The sequence below is a fragment of the Pseudomonas sp. R9.37 genome (assembly GCF_963878885.1).
GTDB lineage: Bacteria > Pseudomonadota > Gammaproteobacteria > Pseudomonadales > Pseudomonadaceae > Aquipseudomonas.
Map to the genome: position 1 here is coordinate 314,847 of NZ_CAWNZA010000032.1, position 15,407 is coordinate 330,253.

Consider the following 15,407-nt stretch of genomic DNA (forward strand, 5'->3'; position numbering starts at 1 on the left):
GACTGGCGGTGTAACAACACTTGTCAGCCCAGTGGGCGCGCAGTAGCTTTGAACGCCGAATCGCACCTCAGGAACTGCCCATGACACGCGTTGCCGACTACCCGATCCACACCCAATTTACCGAACGCTGGTCGCCTCGCGCCTTTACCGGCGAGAGCATCCCGACAGACACCCTGCTGAGCTTTTTCGAGGCCGCACGCTGGGCCCCATCGGCCTATAACTCGCAACCTTGGCGTTTTCTCTACGCGCGCCGTGACACGCCGGATTGGGAACGCTACCTGGGCCTGCTGAATGAATTCAACCGTGCCTGGGCGCAGCATGCGTCGGCCTTGGTGATCATCGCGTCAAAAACCGACTTCACCGCCCCCGGCGCCAGCGAAGAAACCCCGGCGCTGTGGCACACCTTTGATACCGGTTCGGCCTGGGGTCACCTGGCGCTGCAAGCCAGCCTGAGCGGCTGGCACACCCACGGCATGGCCGGTTTCGATCAGGAACTGACCCGCAAAGAACTGAAGATTCCCCAAGGCTATGCGCTGCACGCGGCGGTGGCCGTGGGCAAGCTGGGCGACAAGTCGAGCCTGCCCGAGTACTTGCAGGGCCGTGAAGCGCCAAGCCCACGCAAGCCGTTGAGCGAGCTGGTGTCCGAAGGCGATTTCAGCCTGTAAGCCTTGCTGATATCCCCTGGGGAAGCGGGCTTGCCCGCGATAGCGCACGGTCAGTCACGGCATCCTTGACTGACACGCTGCTGTCGCGGGCAAGCCCGCTCGCACCTTAATAACCGCGTTCGAAGCTCACTTCTCCGCGTAACGCTTGCTTGGCTTGATACGCCCGTAGATTGTGCACAAACAACTCCACCATCATCCCCGGCGAGGTTGGTGCCGAGCTGTGCCCGGTCAGCAGCAGCCCCCACGCAGTCCAGAACGGATGGCGCTGCGGCAGCGGTTCCTGGCGGCACACGTCGATCACCGCACCGGCCAGGTGCCCTTCTTTCAGCGCCTCGACCAGGTCAGCATCGACCACGGCCACGCCACGGCCAACGTTGATGAACAAGCCGGTCGGTTTGAATTGCTTGAACAACGCCGCATCGTACAAATCATGCGTGTTGGGCGTGTTGGGCAGCAGGTTGATCACGTAGTCCACCTCGCCCACCAGGCGGCCCAGTTGATCCAGCCCGGCCACTTCGATAAACGGCGCCTGCTCACGCGCGGTGCTGGCGATGCCGTACAGCTTGACGCCAAACGGCAGCAGAAAATCGGCAACGCTCTGGCCGATATCGCCCGTGCCGACGATCAGCGCCTTGCGCCCGGCCAGGCTCTGGCCCATGCGGTTGTCCCACTTGCGCTCAACCTGGCTGACCAGCCGCGCGAGCACTTCGCGCTCGTGGCCGAGCATGTAGGTGAGCACAAATTCGGCCATGACCTGGCCAAAAATGCCCACCGCACGGGTCAGGCGATAGTCGCGTGGCAAGCCATCGGCCAGCAGCGGCGTGATGCCCGCCCAGGTCGATTGCAGCCATTGCGGCTGGTGGCCTTGGCGCAACAGGGTGGCGAGCAGATCCGGCTGGCCAAGCCATACCGGGCAATCGGCGGCCAGGCGCGACAGTTCGGCCGAGTCGCCGCTGGTCAGCACTTCGACGTCCGGCGCGGCGTCACCCAGCAATTGGGCGTAGAGCGGGTAATCCTGTTCAGCAATCAGAACACGCATGGTTCAAACCTTTCAAAAACACTGCAGACGGCCGCCCGCATCCTTACGGCCACCGCCAACGAATACGTTTGCATTGAAGAAGGTGCCCGGTTCGGGCACTGACCGATCACATCGGGTCGTTGCGGCGCAGCAGCTCTTCGGGCAAGTGCTCGATGTACTCATCCTCGGCCGGTGGCATTTGCAGGTGGTAGCCCTGCTTGTCGAGGTTTTCCAGGACCACGGTGATGTCCTCGCGGGACAGCTTGCGCTCCGGCGTCAGGATCATCTCGAACGCAAGATGGGCTTTGCCGAAGGCCGCCATCAACGGTTCCGGCACACGCTCCAGCGCGTCGCTTTTGAGCACGTAGAGGTACATTCCGTCTTTTTTCAAGCTGCGGTAGATGGAGCAAATACGTTTCAAGGCTGTTCTCCGGCAGTGGCCAGGCTGTCGAGCAGCGCCTGGCCCATCAACTCGCGGCGCCAGCCACGCAGCGAGTCTGGCAATTTATAAGGCCCATCGGGGTAGCCACTCTTGACCAGGGCTTCGAGGGTTTTCTTGCGCAGCATCAGTTCCGGCGCCATGTCCAGGCGTTCGGCTTCGGCCTGGCCCAAGGCCCGCAGATGCTTGATCAGCGTGGCGGCATCCACCGGCAGCGGCTCGGCAACAGCCGGTGGCCATTGGTCCATGGGCACGCTGGCGGCGCGCTTGATCAGGTCCAGCAGAAACTGGCCGTCCTGACGCACGGTGCGCGGGTGCATGTCTTCGATTTTGCCCAGCGCGGCGAGGTTGTCCGGCTGGGATTTGGCCAGGGGCCACAACGAGTGTTCGCGGATGATGCGGTTGCGCGGCAGGTCGCGGGCACGGGCCTGCTGCTCGCGCCAGGCGCACAGTTCACGCAGCACGGCGAGCTGGGCGCGGGACAGTTTCCACGCAAGCTTAGCGTCGCGGTACACCTCGTACGGGTCGACTTCGCGGCGCAGGTTGGCCACCAACTCGGCGCCGTCTTCCAGCACCCAGGCGTATTTGTCGTCTGAGAGCTGCGGACGCAGGCGGATGTAAACCTCGGCCAAGTGCACCGCGTCTTCGGCGGCGTAGCTCACCTGGGTCTCGGACAACGGCCGCTGCAGCCAGTCCGAGCGGGTTTCGCCCTTGGGCAACTCGATATCCAGCACGGCCTGCACCAGGCGCGAATAGCCCATGGAGAAACCGAGGTTCAGGTAAGCCGCCGCCAATTGGGTGTCGAACAACGGCACCGGCAGGCTGCCGGTCAAGCGCAGCAATACTTCCAGGTCTTCGCTGCACGCGTGCACCACCTTGATCACCGCCGGGTTTTCCAGCAAGGCGGCCAAGGGTTGCCAATTGTCGATGGTCAGAGGGTCGATCAGGTAAGCGCGTACGCCATCGCCGATCTGGATCAGCCCGGCAATGGGGTAAAAGGTGTCGACCCGCATGAATTCGGTGTCGAGGGCGACGAATGGCAACTGCTGCCATTCGGCGCAATGCTGGCCGAGGCTATCGTTGTCGCAGATCCAGTGAATATCGATGGCCACACGGCTCTCCCTTGAAGAATGGCGCGCAGTATATATCGCGAAAGACGCTTGCGAGCATCCGCAGTGCACACGCCTTCATGAAAACTCCGACAAGAGAGGAAGAATAGTCCGACGGGCGAGAGTTAGCTTCTCTTACGCAATACGTAAACCCGCCACAGCTTGGAGCCCGGCAGGAATTCCTGATGGTTGAGTATTTTGAAACCGGCCTGGCGAAACTCGCCCTCGACAGGCGCAGGTGCGTCCACGGAAACGATCACGGTGTCGCGGCTGACCCGATGGAACTCGCGCAGCAGCGCCAAGCGCCCTTCACTGCTGGGTACATGGCGAAACAGTTCCATGCAGAAAATGCAGTCCACCGCATTGGCCGACAAACCGATGGAAAACGCTGATCCCTGGAAGGTTTTGACGCGTTTGAGCAGTGCTGCCGGGTGATGAGTGCGCGCATGGTCGAGCATGGCCTGGGAGTTGTCGGAGGCCAGAATCACGCGGTTGATGTGTTCTGCCAACACCGGCCAGAACCGGCCAGAGCCGCAGGCCAGGTCGAGGATCAGCCCAGGTTCGCCAGCCACTTTCAATGCCTGGCGCACCAACCGCTCATCGCGCCACGCTGCCACGCGCTGGCGCAGGCGTGGCGGGCGTGTGTCGCCGCAGACCCTGGCATGCTCGCGGTCACAGCGCTCGGTGAACTCAATCTCGATAGAGGAAGGTGGTTGTGACGACATCACGGGCTCATGTGTGTGGAACGGTAGTGAACGACCTTGAACCGCAGCTTACCCACTGCAACGTGAAAAAAAGGTCGAAGCCGTCACGGCCACCCAACACCCAAAATCCATTGTGGGCGTTGTCGAGCTTTAGCGAGGCTACGATGGCGGTGGGTCAGGCAACCATCACTGGCTGACACACCGCTATCGCGGGCAAGCCCGGCTCCCAGGGTGGATTACGCCTGGTGCAGATACCAGCGCCAATCCTGCTCGCCTACCTCGCCCATGAACTGCTGGTACTCGGCGCGTTTGACCGCCAGGTACACGCCGAGGAATTCAGTGCCAAACGCATCCCGCGCCCAGCTTGACTCTTCAAGCGCACGCAGGTTGGTGAGCCAGTCGGTGGGCAGCAATTGTTTGGCCTGCGCGTAGCCGTTGCCTTCCACCGGCGCGCCGGGATCGCGTTGCTCACGGATACCGCGATGGATACCCGCCAGGATTGCGGCGCCAGCCAGGTAAGGGTTGGCGTCGGCGCCGCAGATGCGGTGCTCAATGTGCCGGGAACTGGCCGGCCCGCCCGGCACGCGCAGGCTCACGGTGCGGTTGTCCACGCCCCACGTGGCGGCCAGCGGTGCGTAGCTGTTGGTCTGGAAGCGGCGATAAGAGTTGGCGTTGGGGCAGAACATCAGCAACGAATCGAGCAAGGTGCTGAGCATGCCGCCCACGGCCTGACGTAGCAGCGGCGTGCCGTCGGCGGCCTCACTGGCGAACAGGTTATTGCCGTGGGCATCCGCCAGGCTGACGTGCATGTGCATGCCGGTGCCCGCCAGGTCGTCGAACGGCTTGGCCATGAAGCAGGCGGTCATCCCGTGTTTATGCGCCACGCCCTTGACCAGGCGCTTGTAGCGCACGGCTTCGTCCATGGCCTGCAAGGCATCGGCGCGATGTTCCAGGGTGATTTCAACCTGGCCCGGGGCGTACTCGGAGATTGCCGTGCGCGCCGGAATGCCTTGCAGTTTGCACGCGCTATAAAGGTCGGCGAGAAACGGCTCGATCTGCTCCAGCTCGCGCAGGCCATACACCTGGGTCGAGCGCGGGCGATTGCCGTCCACATCCCGCGCCGGTTGTGGGCGGCCATTGCTGTCGGGTTTCTGGTCGAGCAGGTAAAACTCCAGCTCCGCCGCCATTACCGGGTAGTAACCGTCGGCTTTCAGCCCGTCGATGACCTTGGCGAGCAAATGCCGCGGGTCGGCCACGGTGGCGGGCATGCCCTCGGTGGGGTGCATGCTCACTTGCACGGCGGCCGTGGGAATCAGGCGCCATGGCATACGCTGCAGGCTCCCGCTGATCGGGTAGGCGCGGCAGTCGATGTCACCGACTTCCCACACCAGCCCGGAGTTTTCCACGTCGTCGCCATTAATCGTCAGGCCAAGGATGGTGCTGGGCAACGGCCGGCCACTTTCGTACACCGCCAGCAGCTCATCGCGGTGCAGCAATTTGCCGCGTGGCACGCCGTTGTTGTCGAGGATAAACAGCTCGAACATCTCGATGTCCGGGTGCTGCTCAAGGAAAGATCGGGCTTCTTGCAGGCAGGCAAAATCACTCATGGCAAGTCTCATACGTTTGCGTCAGGCAGGAACATAGGCAACGCGCGCAGGGGCGCCTGGTCTATGGGAGAGATCAACGTAGGAGAGCGGTATCCGGAGGGCGTGCGTGTCGGCAGTGGAACAAGGCCCAGAAGGCCAGCTCGGAAGGAAGGGCCTCGACAACCGCGGTACAGCTGGGCACTAAAGCGCCAGGCAATGTCGCGGGATGAGTGTCGGGGGAACCTTCCATGCGGGATTCACAGTGAGGTAGATGCCCGGCAGCGTCACACGCCTGCACAGGGTGGTTAAATTCAGGGTTGATGGAGTTTGGTTGCAGCTTGGCTAAACATTCACGCCGCTTGCTACCTCGGCGCGCTCCTGGAAATAATGGCCGCCCCGATCATGCCCCAAGGACTCGACCGCATGAAAGCTCCCCTGGCCCTGTGTGTATTGGCGAGTTTGGCAACCACCGCCCTGGCCGATACCGCGCCCTCGCGGCTCGATGATGTGGTGCAGCGCGGCACGCTCACCGTCTGCACCACCGGCGATTACAAGCCGTACACTTCGCTGCGCGCCGATGGCCGCTATGAAGGCATCGACATTGCCATGGCCGAATCGCTGGCCAAAAGCCTGAATGCGACGATCACGTGGGTGCCCACCACCTGGAAAACCCTGATGCCGGACTTTCTGGCCCAGCGCTGTGACATCGCGGTGGGCGGGATTTCGGTGTCGCTGGAGCGCCAGAAAAAGGCCTTCTTCAGCCAGGCGCTGGGTGTGGACGGCAAGATCCCGCTGGTGCGTTGCGCCGATGTGCAGCGCTACCAGAGCGTCGAGCAGATCAACCAGCCGCAGGTGCGGGTGATCGAGCCGGCCGGCGGCACCAACGAAGTGTTTGCCCGCACTCACCTGGGCCAGGCGCAGATCCGCCTGCATGACAACGTGACCATCTTCGACGAGTTGCTGGCGGGCAAGGCGGACGTGATGATCACCGACGCCAGCGAGGCGCGCTTCCAGCAAAAGCTCAAGCCGGGATTGTGCGCGGTCAACCCGCAACAGCAGATGCAGTACAGCGAAAAGGCCTTCCTGCTGCCCCGCGATGATGTGGCGTGGAAAAGCTATGTCGACCAGTGGTTGCACTTGAGCGTCGCCACCGGCGCGTACGACGCCATCGTCAATCAATGGCTGGCGGCGCCCTGAGCCGCAGCCGTCTACGCTGTGGTCACATCAAACAATAACGAGGGATGAGTAATGAAGGGATTGCTCCGAATCACCTGGCTGCTGCTGTTGTGTTGCAGCCAGGTGCACGCGGCCACTCAGGAGGAGGACGCCCACGCCGCCAAGGCGCTGCTGACCAAGGCCCTGGCCTATTACCAGAGCAACGGCGACAAGGCGTTTGCCGCGTTCAGTCGCCAAGGGGAGTTTGTCGACCATGACCGTTATGTGTTTGTGGTCGACACCCAGGGCGTGTTGCTGGCCAGTGGCGGGCCTTCCTCGGCCTTGATCGGCCGCGATGTGTCCGAGTTGCTCGGGCCTGACTTGCAAGCCTCATTCAAAAAAGCGCTGGCGGTGCCCGAAGGCCAGGGCATCCAGCAGGCCGATTATCGCTGGCAGAACTGGAACGACGGCAAGGTTGAGCACAAGCACGTGTTTTATCAGCGGATCGGCGAGCGGATTCTGGCCGTCGGGTATTACCTGCCACGCGCCACGCCAGAGCAGGCTCGCGGTTTGCGCGACAAGGCGGTGAAAGCACTGGTCAAGGATGAAGCCGGCACGCTCAAGGCGATCAATTCGTTGCAGGGCGACTTCCTGCAGGATGACCTGTACGTGTTCGTGGTCGACCTGAATACCGGGCGCTATGTGGCCCACGGCACCAACCTGCGGCTGGTGGACACCGACTTCGCCAAGATCAGGGACCCGGACGGCAAGCCGGTGGGCGAGCCGATTTTGAAGCTGATGGCCGAGCAGGATCAGGGTGAGTACAAGTACCGCTGGAAAAACCCGGTGACCGACAAGGTCGAGAACAAACACGCGTATGTGCGCAAGGCCGGGCATTTCATGGTGGCGGTCGGGTATTACAGCCCCTGATCAACATTGAAATGCAGTCACCTGTGGGAGCTGGCTTGCCTGCGAAAGCGGCGGGTCAGTTGGCATAGTCGGCACTGATACACCGCTTTCGCAGGCACGCCGGCTCCCACAGTTTGATCATCATCGGGCAGTTACTTGGCCTTGTCTTCACGCCCACGCAGCACTCGGTTTGGCATCGCTATTGCTGCAGCCAACCCCAGCAACGACACCGCCGCACTCACCATCAGCAAGTGCCGGAACGTCACCGCCAACTCCCCGCGCAGGGCATCCTGCGCCGGGCCGGGCGCGGCGTTCAAGCCGTCCAGCAAAACGTTGCCGGAACTGCCTTCGGCCACCAGCGCGCCGCTGGCCAAATGCGCAAAGCTCGAATCCTGCAACAGCGCCAGCAACAAGGCCGACATGCAGGCTACGCCAACGGCCCCGCCCAGGGAGCGAAACAGGTTGGTGGTGCTGGTCGCCACGCCAATGTCGCGCTGCTCGACCGAATTCTGCGTTCCCACCAGCGACGTCGGGAACTGCATCCCCGCCGCAATCCCACACAGCAACATGAACACCGCCGTCATCCCGACCGCCTGCGGCGCACTGTAGGCCATGCCCAGAATGGCGAACGGGCTCAACAACGCCCCGCTCAGAATCATGGGCTTATAGCGCCCGGTCACCGAGGTCATGCGCCCGGCAAAATAAGCCCCCACCGGCAGGCCGAACGCCAGCGGCAGCAGGTGCAGCGCGGCGCTGTCCGCGCCCGAACCGGTCACCGTCTGATACCGCAGCGGCATCAACACCGTCAGGGAAATCGCCTGAAAACTGGTGAAAAAAATCGTGCACCAACACAACACGGCGCTGCGATTGGCGAACAGGTGCATCGGCAGCAAAGGCTCGCGCGCGCGGCGTTCATGCCAGACAAACACCGTCAGCGCCACGCCCGCACACACCAGCAGCCCGAGCACTTGCTGGTCGCGCCAATGATGGCCCTGGCCGATTTCGGTGATGCCCAGCAGCAAGGCCGTGAGGCCGATGATCATCAGCAAGGTGCCGACATAATCGATGATCGGCTTGCGCTGCGGCACCGGCAACCCGACCAGCGTGCGATGCGCCACATACCAGGCGCCAGCGCCCAGCGGCAGGTTGATCAGAAATACCCAACGCCAGGACAGATACTCGGTCATGTACCCGCCAAGCACCGGCCCGGCCACGCTGGCCACCGCGTACATGCTGCTGAAATAACCCTGATAACGCCCGCGCTCGCGCGGTGGAATGATGTCACCAATGATCGCCTGGCTCACCGAGATCATCCCGCCGGCACCGATGCCCTGCAGAATGCGCGCCAGCACCAGTTGCTCCATGTTTTGCGCCATGGCGCAAAACAGCGACGCCAGCGTGAACACGCCCATGCCGATCAGCATCATCGGGCGACGCCCGTACAAGTCACCGAGCTTGCCGTAAATCGGCACCGCCACCGTCATCGCCACCATGTAGCCGGAGATCACCCAGGCCAGCAGGTTGACGTCATGGAACTGCGCGGAGATGGCCGGCATGGACACGGCGACGATGGTCTGGTCCAGCGCGCCGAGGAAGATCGCCATCATCAAGGCGGCGAGCACACTGCGCACGGCGGGAACGGGTTGGGTGGGCTGGTTGAGGTTGGTCACGGCAGAACCTTCGAGCAAGGCCCACGGGGCAGAAAGGGCCCGTGGGAATGCTCGATACGATAGCAGGCTACTCGATAGCTTCGTAAGCAAGCCCGACGTAATTTTCTGCAATGGTTGTGCGCCCTGCCTGCGAATCGACGAAATACGCCAGCTCACTCTCGGCGATGCGCTGGCTGAAGCCATCCGCGTCCGCAAACTGGTGCAGCATGGAGGTCATCCACCAGGAAAACCGCTCGGCCTTCCACACCCGGCGCAGGCAGATCGCCGAGTATTGCTGCAATAAGTCCACGCGCCCCTCGCGATACACCTTGAGCAGGATGCGAAACAGCGTATTCACGTCACTGGCCGCCAGGTTCAACCCCTTGGCCCCGGTCGGCGGCACGATATGCGCCGCATCCCCGAGCAGGAACAGCCGCCCGTATTGCATCGGCTCCACCACAAAGCTGCGCAGCGGCGCGATGCTTTTCTCGATGGACGGCCCGGTCACCAACTGTGCGGCCAAGGCGCTGGGCAGGCGGGTTTTCAGCTCATCCCAGAAACGCTCATCCGACCATTCATCCAGTGCCGTTTCAGCCGGCACTTGCAGGTAATAACGGCTGCGGGTCGGCGAACGCATGCTGCACAGCGCAAAGCCGCGCGGATGCCTGGCGTAGACCAGTTCGGCATGCACCGGTGGCGTGTCGGCGAGGATGCCCAGCCAACCAAAAGGGTAAATGCGCTCGAAAACCTTTAACGAATCAGCCGGAATGGATTGGCGCGCCACGCCGTGGAAACCATCACAGCCGGCGATATAGTCGCACTCCAGACGAAAGGCTTCGCCCTGATGCTCGAAGGTCAGCCACGGTCGATCACTTTTAAGGTCATGGGGCTGCACGTTGTGCGCTTCGTACAGCGTAAGGGCGCCGGCGGCTTCGCGCGCTTGCATCAGGTCGCGGGTCACTTCGGTCTGGCCGTAGATCATCACCGACTGGCCGCCGGTCAAGCCCTTGAGGTCGATATGGCTGAGCTGGCCATTGAGCGCCAGCTCGAAACCGTCATGCACCAAGCCTTCGGCGTCCATGCGCTGGCTCACGCCGGCTTCGCGCAGCAGGTCGACCATGCCTTGTTCCAGCACCCCGGCACGGATGCGGCCTTGCACGTAATCGGCACGCTGGCGCTCTAGCACCAGGGTCTGGATACCCGCGTTGTGCAGCAGTTGACCGAGCAACAGTCCGGAGGGACCGGCGCCAATAATGGCGACTTGGGTTTTCAGCGTTTTCATTATTTTTAGGGTCCGCGAGGCTCATCCGAACGGATAAGGTGAAAGAGTTGTCATTGATCTTGTTGCTGACATTTTTCACTTGAGTGACCGCCATAAGAAGGTGAAAACTGAGACAAAGCCTGCGCTTTTTGCCAATCGGGGCGATTACCGAACCACTATCCTGAGTATCGGATTGAAACCATGACCAAAACTGCCAGTACCGCGATTCCGGTCTTCAAGCTTTACGGGGAAAGCCAGCAATGGCCGACGCCCGATTTGTTGCACTGTGAAACCATTTCCCGGCGCAGTCGGGAATACCAGTGGGAAATCCAGCCCCACCGGCACGCGGACTTGTGCCAGTTGTTGTACGTGCATAAAGGTCAGGCGCAACTGGAAATCGAAGGTCAGCGCACCACACTCAACGAGGCGACCTTGCAGGTGCTGCCGCCCTTGTGTGTGCATGGGTTTCGGTTTGCCGAAGATGTCGAAGGGTTCATCGTCACGCTGTCAGCGCCGCTGGTCAGCCATTTGCAGGCGCAGCTGGGCTCGGCGGTGGACGGCTTGCAAGCCCTGGGCAACTACCCGGCAGGCAAGGACAGCGACTACCTCAATAGCCTGTTTGCGCGCCTGCAAGATGAATACGCCGATGAGCAACCGGCGCGCGACATGATGATGCACGCCTTGGTCAGCGTGCTGCTGGTGTGGATCAGCCGCCAGGCCATCCAGCGCCGCCACGCGCGTGCGCCGCGAGGGCGTGAATATTTCCGGCGCTTTACCCAACTGGTCGAACAGCATTACCGCGAGCACCCCAAGATCGAAGACCTGGCCCACAAGCTGGGCATCTCGGTCTCACACCTGAACGGCACGTGTCGGGAATTGGGTGGCCAACCTGCGCTGCAGATCATGCATGACCGCCAGTTGCTGGAAGCCAAGCGCCTGCTGACTTACACCAGCATGACCATCAATGAGATGTCGCAAGTGCTGGGGTTTTCCGACCCGACCAACTTCTCGCGACTGTTTCGTCGGCGGGTCGGGTTTTCGCCCAAAGCGTTCCGCGAGCAGTTGAAGGCCGAACAGCCTACCTGAGCGCGCTGAAACTGCCGGTACGCGGCAGGCACATGTCCTGATGGCAACTGACCGCAAAGGTCGGCTGCATGCGGGTCTGTTCAACCCGATAGGCAGCCGTGCCGTACAGCGCGGTAGCCAGGGCGCACAGGATGAAAATCATCAGGTACTTTCTGATTTTTAGAGTCATGGCACACCTCTGAACGGATCGACTCGGTGCTGTTTAAAGCATAGGTCAGTCAGCAAGAGTTGCCATTATTGGACGCCATTCAACATCTTTATGTCGGCTTCAAAGGCCGACATCCCACACCGGCTCCTCAGGAAAGCGCAGCACCAGAAAATCCAGCAGGCTGCGCAGCGCCAACGGCATGTGCTTGCGCGAGGCGTACACCGCGTAGACATTCATTTGCTGGGGCTCTGCCTCGGGCAGCAAACGGATCAGTTCGCCACTGCGGATGTAATCCCCCGCCTGATAACTGGGGAGCCGCGCCACCCCTGCCCCCGCCAACGTCACCCGTAACAGGGCGGTCGCCTCGTTAGCGCTGATATTGCCCTGCACCGCCACCGACACTGGCTCAGCGTTTTCTGTGAAATGCCACAGGCTTTTGCCGAAGTAGGTGTGCGTCAGGCAGTTGTGCTTCGCCAGGTCGTGCACGTGTTGCGGGCGCGGATGTTCCACCAGGTACGCCGGGGACGCGCAAATGACCGAGCGGCAGAGCGTCAGCTTGCGAGCGATCAGGTTGGGGTCCAGCTCAAAACTGGTGCGAATCGCCAGGTCGATCCGCTCATCCACCAGGTTTACCGTACGGTCGAGCATCTGCAGATCGATACTGACCAACGGGTTGCGCTTGACGAACTCGGCCACGGCGTCCGCCAATTGCGCCTGGCCGAATGAGCTGCTGACACTCAGCCGTAGCTGACCACGCGGCGCTTCGTCCGGCTCGCTGACGGCCGCCTGCATGTCGTTGCACAACTCCAGCATCTGCCGCGCTCGGGGCAGCATTTCGCTGCCCGCTGCGGTGAGACTGAGCTTGCGCGTGGTGCGATGCATCAGCCGCGCGCCCACCCAATCCTCAAGCTCCGCCAGATAACGTGAAACGACCGGCCGCGACAGGTCCAGCTGATCCGCAGCCGCCGACTGGCTTCCCAGGTCAACGACCGTGATAAACACCCGCATTGCTTGAAGACGATCCATGATTTGCACGCTTTCAGAAACAAACTATGTTCAAGCATGGCATTTTTTGTGACGTTTAGTGCAACTAAGCTCTGTGCATCCCTTACCTGCCGCTGGAGTTGCACATGATCTCGACGCTTAAACGATTGGCCACGGCCATGGCCGCCCTGGCGTTCGCCGCCCATGCCGCGGCGGCCGATCTGACGCTGGACGCCTACAACCCTGGCACCTCGGCAATGATGCCCGTCAGCTCGGTACTGGTCAGCGGCGAGCACGACGTCATTTTGGTGAACGCGCAATTCGGCAATGCCCAAGCCGAGCAACTGGTGACAAAGATTCGCGCCAGCGGCAAGCGCCTGACCACCCTCTACGTCAGTGACGGCGACCCGGATTACTACTTCGGCCTCGACGTCCTGACGCAGGCATTCCCCACCGCCAAGGTGGTAGCCACCCAGCCGGTGGTCGACCATATCAAGGCCACCGCCGAGCAGAAACTCGCGTTCTGGGGCCCTAAGCTGGGTGCCGACAAACCGGCCAAAGCCATCATCCCGCAGGTGCTCCAAGGCCATAGCCTGACCCTGGAAGGCAAGACGCTGGAAGTGGTCGGCCTGGACGGCCCGCAGCCGGACCGCACGTTTGTGTGGATCCCATCGATCAAGGCCGTGGTGGGCGGCGTTGTGGTCTTCGAGAACACCCACGTGTGGATGGCCGATACGCAAACCGCTCAGTCCCACGCCGACTGGCTGGCAACCTTGCAACGCATCGAAGACTTGAAACCGCGCACCGTGATTCCAGGTCATTACCTGGGTACGCCGACTGTGCAGTCCGTGGCATTCACCGCGGGCTATATCAAAGCGTTCGATGAGGAAACCGCCAAGGCCAAGGATTCGACTGCGCTGATCGCGGCCATGAAAAAACGTTACCCGAAACTTGAAGATGAGAGCAGCCTGGAACTCGGTGCCAAAGTCGCCAAGGGCGAAATGAAGTGGTGAATGGTTTTAAACCTTAACGTACTGGAGAACGTCATGAGCAAGATCGCAATCATTGGTGCCACCGGCCGCGCCGGTAGCCAACTGCTGGAAGAAGCGCTGCGTCGTGGGCATACCGTCACCGCCATTGCGCGTAATACCGGCACGCTGGCCGCACGCCCGGGCGTCACCGTCAAACAGGTCGACGCCCTGGATGCCAACGCCTTGCAACAGGCTGTCAGCGGCAACGACGTGGTGATCAGTGCGGCGCACTTCGCCACACTGCCGGCCAGTGCCGTGATCGGCCCGGTGAAGCACGCCGGGGTGAAACGCCTGCTGGTGGTCGGCGGTGCAGGTTCATTGTTGTTGCCGGAGGGCAGCCGAGTCATCGACAGCCCTGGCTTCCCGGCAGAGTACAAGGCCGAAGCCAGCGCCGGCGCTGAGTTTCTTGATGCGCTGCGTCAGGAAAAAGAGCTGGACTGGACCTTTCTGTCGCCGTCGGCGGAGTTCGTTGAGACTGAGCGCACCGGCAAATTCCGTGTCGGCCAGGATGACTTGCTGGTGAGCGCTGAAGGGCGCAGCTGGATCAGCTTTGCGGACTACGCCATCGCGTTGATCGACGAGGTTGAGTCGCCGAAGCACTCGCGCCAGCGTTTCACCGTCGGCTACTGAACCGACACGGTTAAAACTGTGGGAGCTGGCTTGCCTGCGATAGCATCACCGCGGCATGACTGACACACCGAGGTGCCTGCATCGCAGGCAAGCCCGCTCCCACACAAGCCTCCTCCCACATTCGGGTCTTCGGTGTTACGACGGTTGTGCCTGGCTTACCAACCACTCCATCAAGGCGACTAATCCAGTAGACGGCTCAATTCCCGGCGGATACACCAGGTAATACCCCATCCCCGTCGGCACGCGCAGTTCAAACGGTGTCGCCAACCGCCCCGCCTTCACATCCTCGCCAATCAACGCGCTGTCGCCAATCGCCACTCCCGAGCCCTGGGACGCCACCGTCATTGCCAGGTCCAGCGTCTCAAAATGATGCCCCTGGGCCAGGTTGCTCAAGCGCGTATTCGCAGCCTTCAGCCACAACGCCCAATCGCGCTCGTCCCGCGTGGGGTGCAGCAGCACCTGTCGCTGCAGATCAGCCGGTGTGTGCAGGCTGGCCAGCAACGCCGGCGCGCAGACCGGGGTGAGTTGTTCATCGAATAAATGCCGCGCCTGCGCCGACTGCTCGGCGATGGGCGCATAGATCACCGCCGCGTCGAATTGCTCGCGACGAAAGTCCACGGTGTAGGCCACCGTGGTGGTGAGTTCCACCGGCACGTCCGGGCGCTCCAGTTGCCACTGCATCAGGCGCGGCAGCAGCCAGCGCATTACGCAGGTGGAGGCCTTGAGTTGCAGGGTCTGGCGGCGGCTGCCGATCTGCTCCACCGCGTCACCGATCAAGCCAAACACCTGCTGCGCCCGCAGCGACCACTCGCGCCCTTCTTCGGTCAGGCTCAAGCCCCGCGCCTGGCGCTGGAACAAGGCATAGCCCAAATGGTTTTCGAGCCCGGCAATCTGCCGGCTCACCGCACCTTGGGTGATGTGCAGTTGCTCGGCGGCGCGGGTGAAGTTGCAGCACTGGGCCGTGACCCAGAAGGTGTGCAGCGCGGGCAGCGGTGGCAAGCGTTTCATCGGGCGCAACCATGACGTGGAGACA

The 15,407-nt window shown here is 62.0% G+C and carries 16 protein-coding genes; 6 read left to right on the top strand and 10 right to left on the bottom strand.

The window, feature by feature from the left end:
• Window positions 1-80: 80 nt before the first annotated feature.
• Window positions 81-665 (top strand): nitroreductase family protein, encoded by a 585-nt coding sequence (locus tag AACU78_RS17240; protein WP_106576967.1) that lies wholly within the window; start codon window positions 81-83, stop codon window positions 663-665.
• A 106-nt stretch (window positions 666-771) separates the two neighbouring features.
• On the opposite strand, the gene AACU78_RS17245 is transcribed toward AACU78_RS17240, so the two are convergent.
• The 5 genes from AACU78_RS17245 to AACU78_RS17265 all read right to left on the bottom strand — a co-directional run bounded on the left by AACU78_RS17245 (window position 772) and on the right by AACU78_RS17265 (window position 5,542).
• A complete protein-coding gene (locus tag AACU78_RS17245; RefSeq protein ID WP_106576968.1) occupies window positions 772-1,704 on the bottom strand; it encodes a D-2-hydroxyacid dehydrogenase in 933 nt (310 codons plus the stop codon).
• Between the two features lie 106 nt (window positions 1,705-1,810).
• Window positions 1,811-2,104 (bottom strand): YcgL domain-containing protein, encoded by a 294-nt coding sequence (locus AACU78_RS17250; protein WP_056857316.1) that lies wholly within the window; start codon window positions 2,102-2,104, stop codon window positions 1,811-1,813.
• Window positions 2,101-3,234: a ribonuclease D gene (gene rnd / locus AACU78_RS17255; RefSeq protein WP_106576969.1), complete on the bottom strand. Its 1,134-nt coding sequence runs from the start codon at window positions 3,232-3,234 to the stop codon at window positions 2,101-2,103. Before rnd ends, AACU78_RS17250 begins: the two co-directional genes overlap by 4 nt.
• A 122-nt stretch (window positions 3,235-3,356) precedes the next feature.
• The gene (locus AACU78_RS17260; protein WP_106576970.1) at window positions 3,357-3,956 is read right to left on the bottom strand and encodes a class I SAM-dependent methyltransferase; all 600 of its coding nucleotides are present in this window, start codon (window positions 3,954-3,956) and stop codon (window positions 3,357-3,359) included.
• Window positions 3,957-4,171: 215 nt separating this feature from the next.
• The gene (locus AACU78_RS17265) at window positions 4,172-5,542 is read right to left on the bottom strand and encodes a glutamine synthetase family protein (protein ID WP_106576971.1); all 1,371 of its coding nucleotides are present in this window, start codon (window positions 5,540-5,542) and stop codon (window positions 4,172-4,174) included.
• Window positions 5,543-5,944: 402 nt separating this feature from the next.
• On the opposite strand from AACU78_RS17265, the gene AACU78_RS17270 reads away from it, so the two are divergent.
• A complete protein-coding gene (locus AACU78_RS17270; RefSeq protein ID WP_106576972.1) occupies window positions 5,945-6,718 on the top strand; it encodes a transporter substrate-binding domain-containing protein in 774 nt (257 codons plus the stop codon).
• Between the two features lie 51 nt (window positions 6,719-6,769).
• Complete coding sequence (locus AACU78_RS17275) at window positions 6,770-7,606, top strand: cache domain-containing protein (RefSeq protein ID WP_106576973.1); 837 nt, start codon at window positions 6,770-6,772, stop codon at window positions 7,604-7,606.
• Between the two features lie 131 nt (window positions 7,607-7,737).
• On the opposite strand, the gene AACU78_RS17280 is transcribed toward AACU78_RS17275, so the two are convergent.
• On the bottom strand, window positions 7,738-9,255 hold the full coding sequence (locus AACU78_RS17280; RefSeq protein WP_106577291.1) for an MDR family MFS transporter: 1,518 nt from the start codon (window positions 9,253-9,255) through the stop codon (window positions 7,738-7,740).
• Between the two features lie 67 nt (window positions 9,256-9,322).
• Window positions 9,323-10,516: a 4-hydroxybenzoate 3-monooxygenase gene (pobA, locus tag AACU78_RS17285; protein ID WP_106576974.1), complete on the bottom strand. Its 1,194-nt coding sequence runs from the start codon at window positions 10,514-10,516 to the stop codon at window positions 9,323-9,325.
• 180 nt (window positions 10,517-10,696) lie between these two features.
• On the opposite strand from pobA, the gene AACU78_RS17290 reads away from it, so the two are divergent.
• Complete coding sequence (locus AACU78_RS17290; RefSeq protein WP_106576975.1) at window positions 10,697-11,581, top strand: helix-turn-helix domain-containing protein; 885 nt, start codon at window positions 10,697-10,699, stop codon at window positions 11,579-11,581.
• On the opposite strand, the gene AACU78_RS17295 is transcribed toward AACU78_RS17290, so the two are convergent.
• Window positions 11,574-11,750, bottom strand: a complete 177-nt coding sequence (locus tag AACU78_RS17295) for a hypothetical protein (protein ID WP_164487913.1) — start codon at window positions 11,748-11,750, stop codon at window positions 11,574-11,576. The two genes, AACU78_RS17290 and AACU78_RS17295, sit on opposite strands and share 8 nt — an antisense overlap.
• A 99-nt stretch (window positions 11,751-11,849) precedes the next feature.
• Window positions 11,850-12,755: a LysR family transcriptional regulator gene (locus AACU78_RS17300; protein ID WP_106576976.1), complete on the bottom strand. Its 906-nt coding sequence runs from the start codon at window positions 12,753-12,755 to the stop codon at window positions 11,850-11,852.
• A gap of 104 nt (window positions 12,756-12,859) precedes the next feature.
• Between AACU78_RS17300 and AACU78_RS17305 the strand changes: the two genes are divergently transcribed.
• Both AACU78_RS17305 and AACU78_RS17310 read left to right on the top strand, forming a co-directional pair.
• On the top strand, window positions 12,860-13,726 hold the full coding sequence (locus AACU78_RS17305) for an MBL fold metallo-hydrolase (RefSeq protein ID WP_106576977.1): 867 nt from the start codon (window positions 12,860-12,862) through the stop codon (window positions 13,724-13,726).
• A 33-nt stretch (window positions 13,727-13,759) separates the two neighbouring features.
• Window positions 13,760-14,374 carry an NAD(P)-dependent oxidoreductase gene (locus AACU78_RS17310; protein WP_106576978.1) on the top strand — a complete coding sequence of 205 codons (615 nt, stop codon included), beginning with the start codon at window positions 13,760-13,762 and terminating at the stop codon, window positions 14,372-14,374.
• A 135-nt stretch (window positions 14,375-14,509) separates the two neighbouring features.
• On the opposite strand, the gene AACU78_RS17315 is transcribed toward AACU78_RS17310, so the two are convergent.
• Window positions 14,510-15,382 (bottom strand): LysR substrate-binding domain-containing protein, encoded by an 873-nt coding sequence (locus tag AACU78_RS17315; protein WP_106576979.1) that lies wholly within the window; start codon window positions 15,380-15,382, stop codon window positions 14,510-14,512.
• Between the last annotated feature and the right edge of the window lie 25 nt (window positions 15,383-15,407).

Bases quoted from the DNA above. Each gene is read 5' to 3' on its own strand.
- AACU78_RS17315 (WP_106576979.1), bottom strand. From the start codon at position 15,382: ATGAAACGCTTGCCACCGCTGCCCGCGCTGCACACCTTCTGGGTCACG.
- AACU78_RS17240 (WP_106576967.1), top strand. From the start codon at position 81: ATGACACGCGTTGCCGACTACCCGATCCACACCCAATTTACCGAACGC.
- AACU78_RS17275 (WP_106576973.1), top strand. From the start codon at position 6,770: ATGAAGGGATTGCTCCGAATCACCTGGCTGCTGCTGTTGTGTTGCAGC.
- AACU78_RS17300 (WP_106576976.1), bottom strand. From the start codon at position 12,755: ATGGATCGTCTTCAAGCAATGCGGGTGTTTATCACGGTCGTTGACCTG.
- AACU78_RS17245 (WP_106576968.1), bottom strand. From the start codon at position 1,704: ATGCGTGTTCTGATTGCTGAACAGGATTACCCGCTCTACGCCCAATTG.
- AACU78_RS17270 (WP_106576972.1), top strand. From the start codon at position 5,945: ATGAAAGCTCCCCTGGCCCTGTGTGTATTGGCGAGTTTGGCAACCACC.
- AACU78_RS17290 (WP_106576975.1), top strand. From the start codon at position 10,697: ATGACCAAAACTGCCAGTACCGCGATTCCGGTCTTCAAGCTTTACGGG.
- pobA (WP_106576974.1), bottom strand. From the start codon at position 10,516: ATGAAAACGCTGAAAACCCAAGTCGCCATTATTGGCGCCGGTCCCTCC.
- AACU78_RS17310 (WP_106576978.1), top strand. From the start codon at position 13,760: ATGAGCAAGATCGCAATCATTGGTGCCACCGGCCGCGCCGGTAGCCAA.
- AACU78_RS17260 (WP_106576970.1), bottom strand. From the start codon at position 3,956: ATGTCGTCACAACCACCTTCCTCTATCGAGATTGAGTTCACCGAGCGC.
- AACU78_RS17295 (WP_164487913.1), bottom strand. From the start codon at position 11,750: ATGACTCTAAAAATCAGAAAGTACCTGATGATTTTCATCCTGTGCGCC.
- AACU78_RS17265 (WP_106576971.1), bottom strand. From the start codon at position 5,542: ATGAGTGATTTTGCCTGCCTGCAAGAAGCCCGATCTTTCCTTGAGCAG.
- AACU78_RS17305 (WP_106576977.1), top strand. From the start codon at position 12,860: ATGATCTCGACGCTTAAACGATTGGCCACGGCCATGGCCGCCCTGGCG.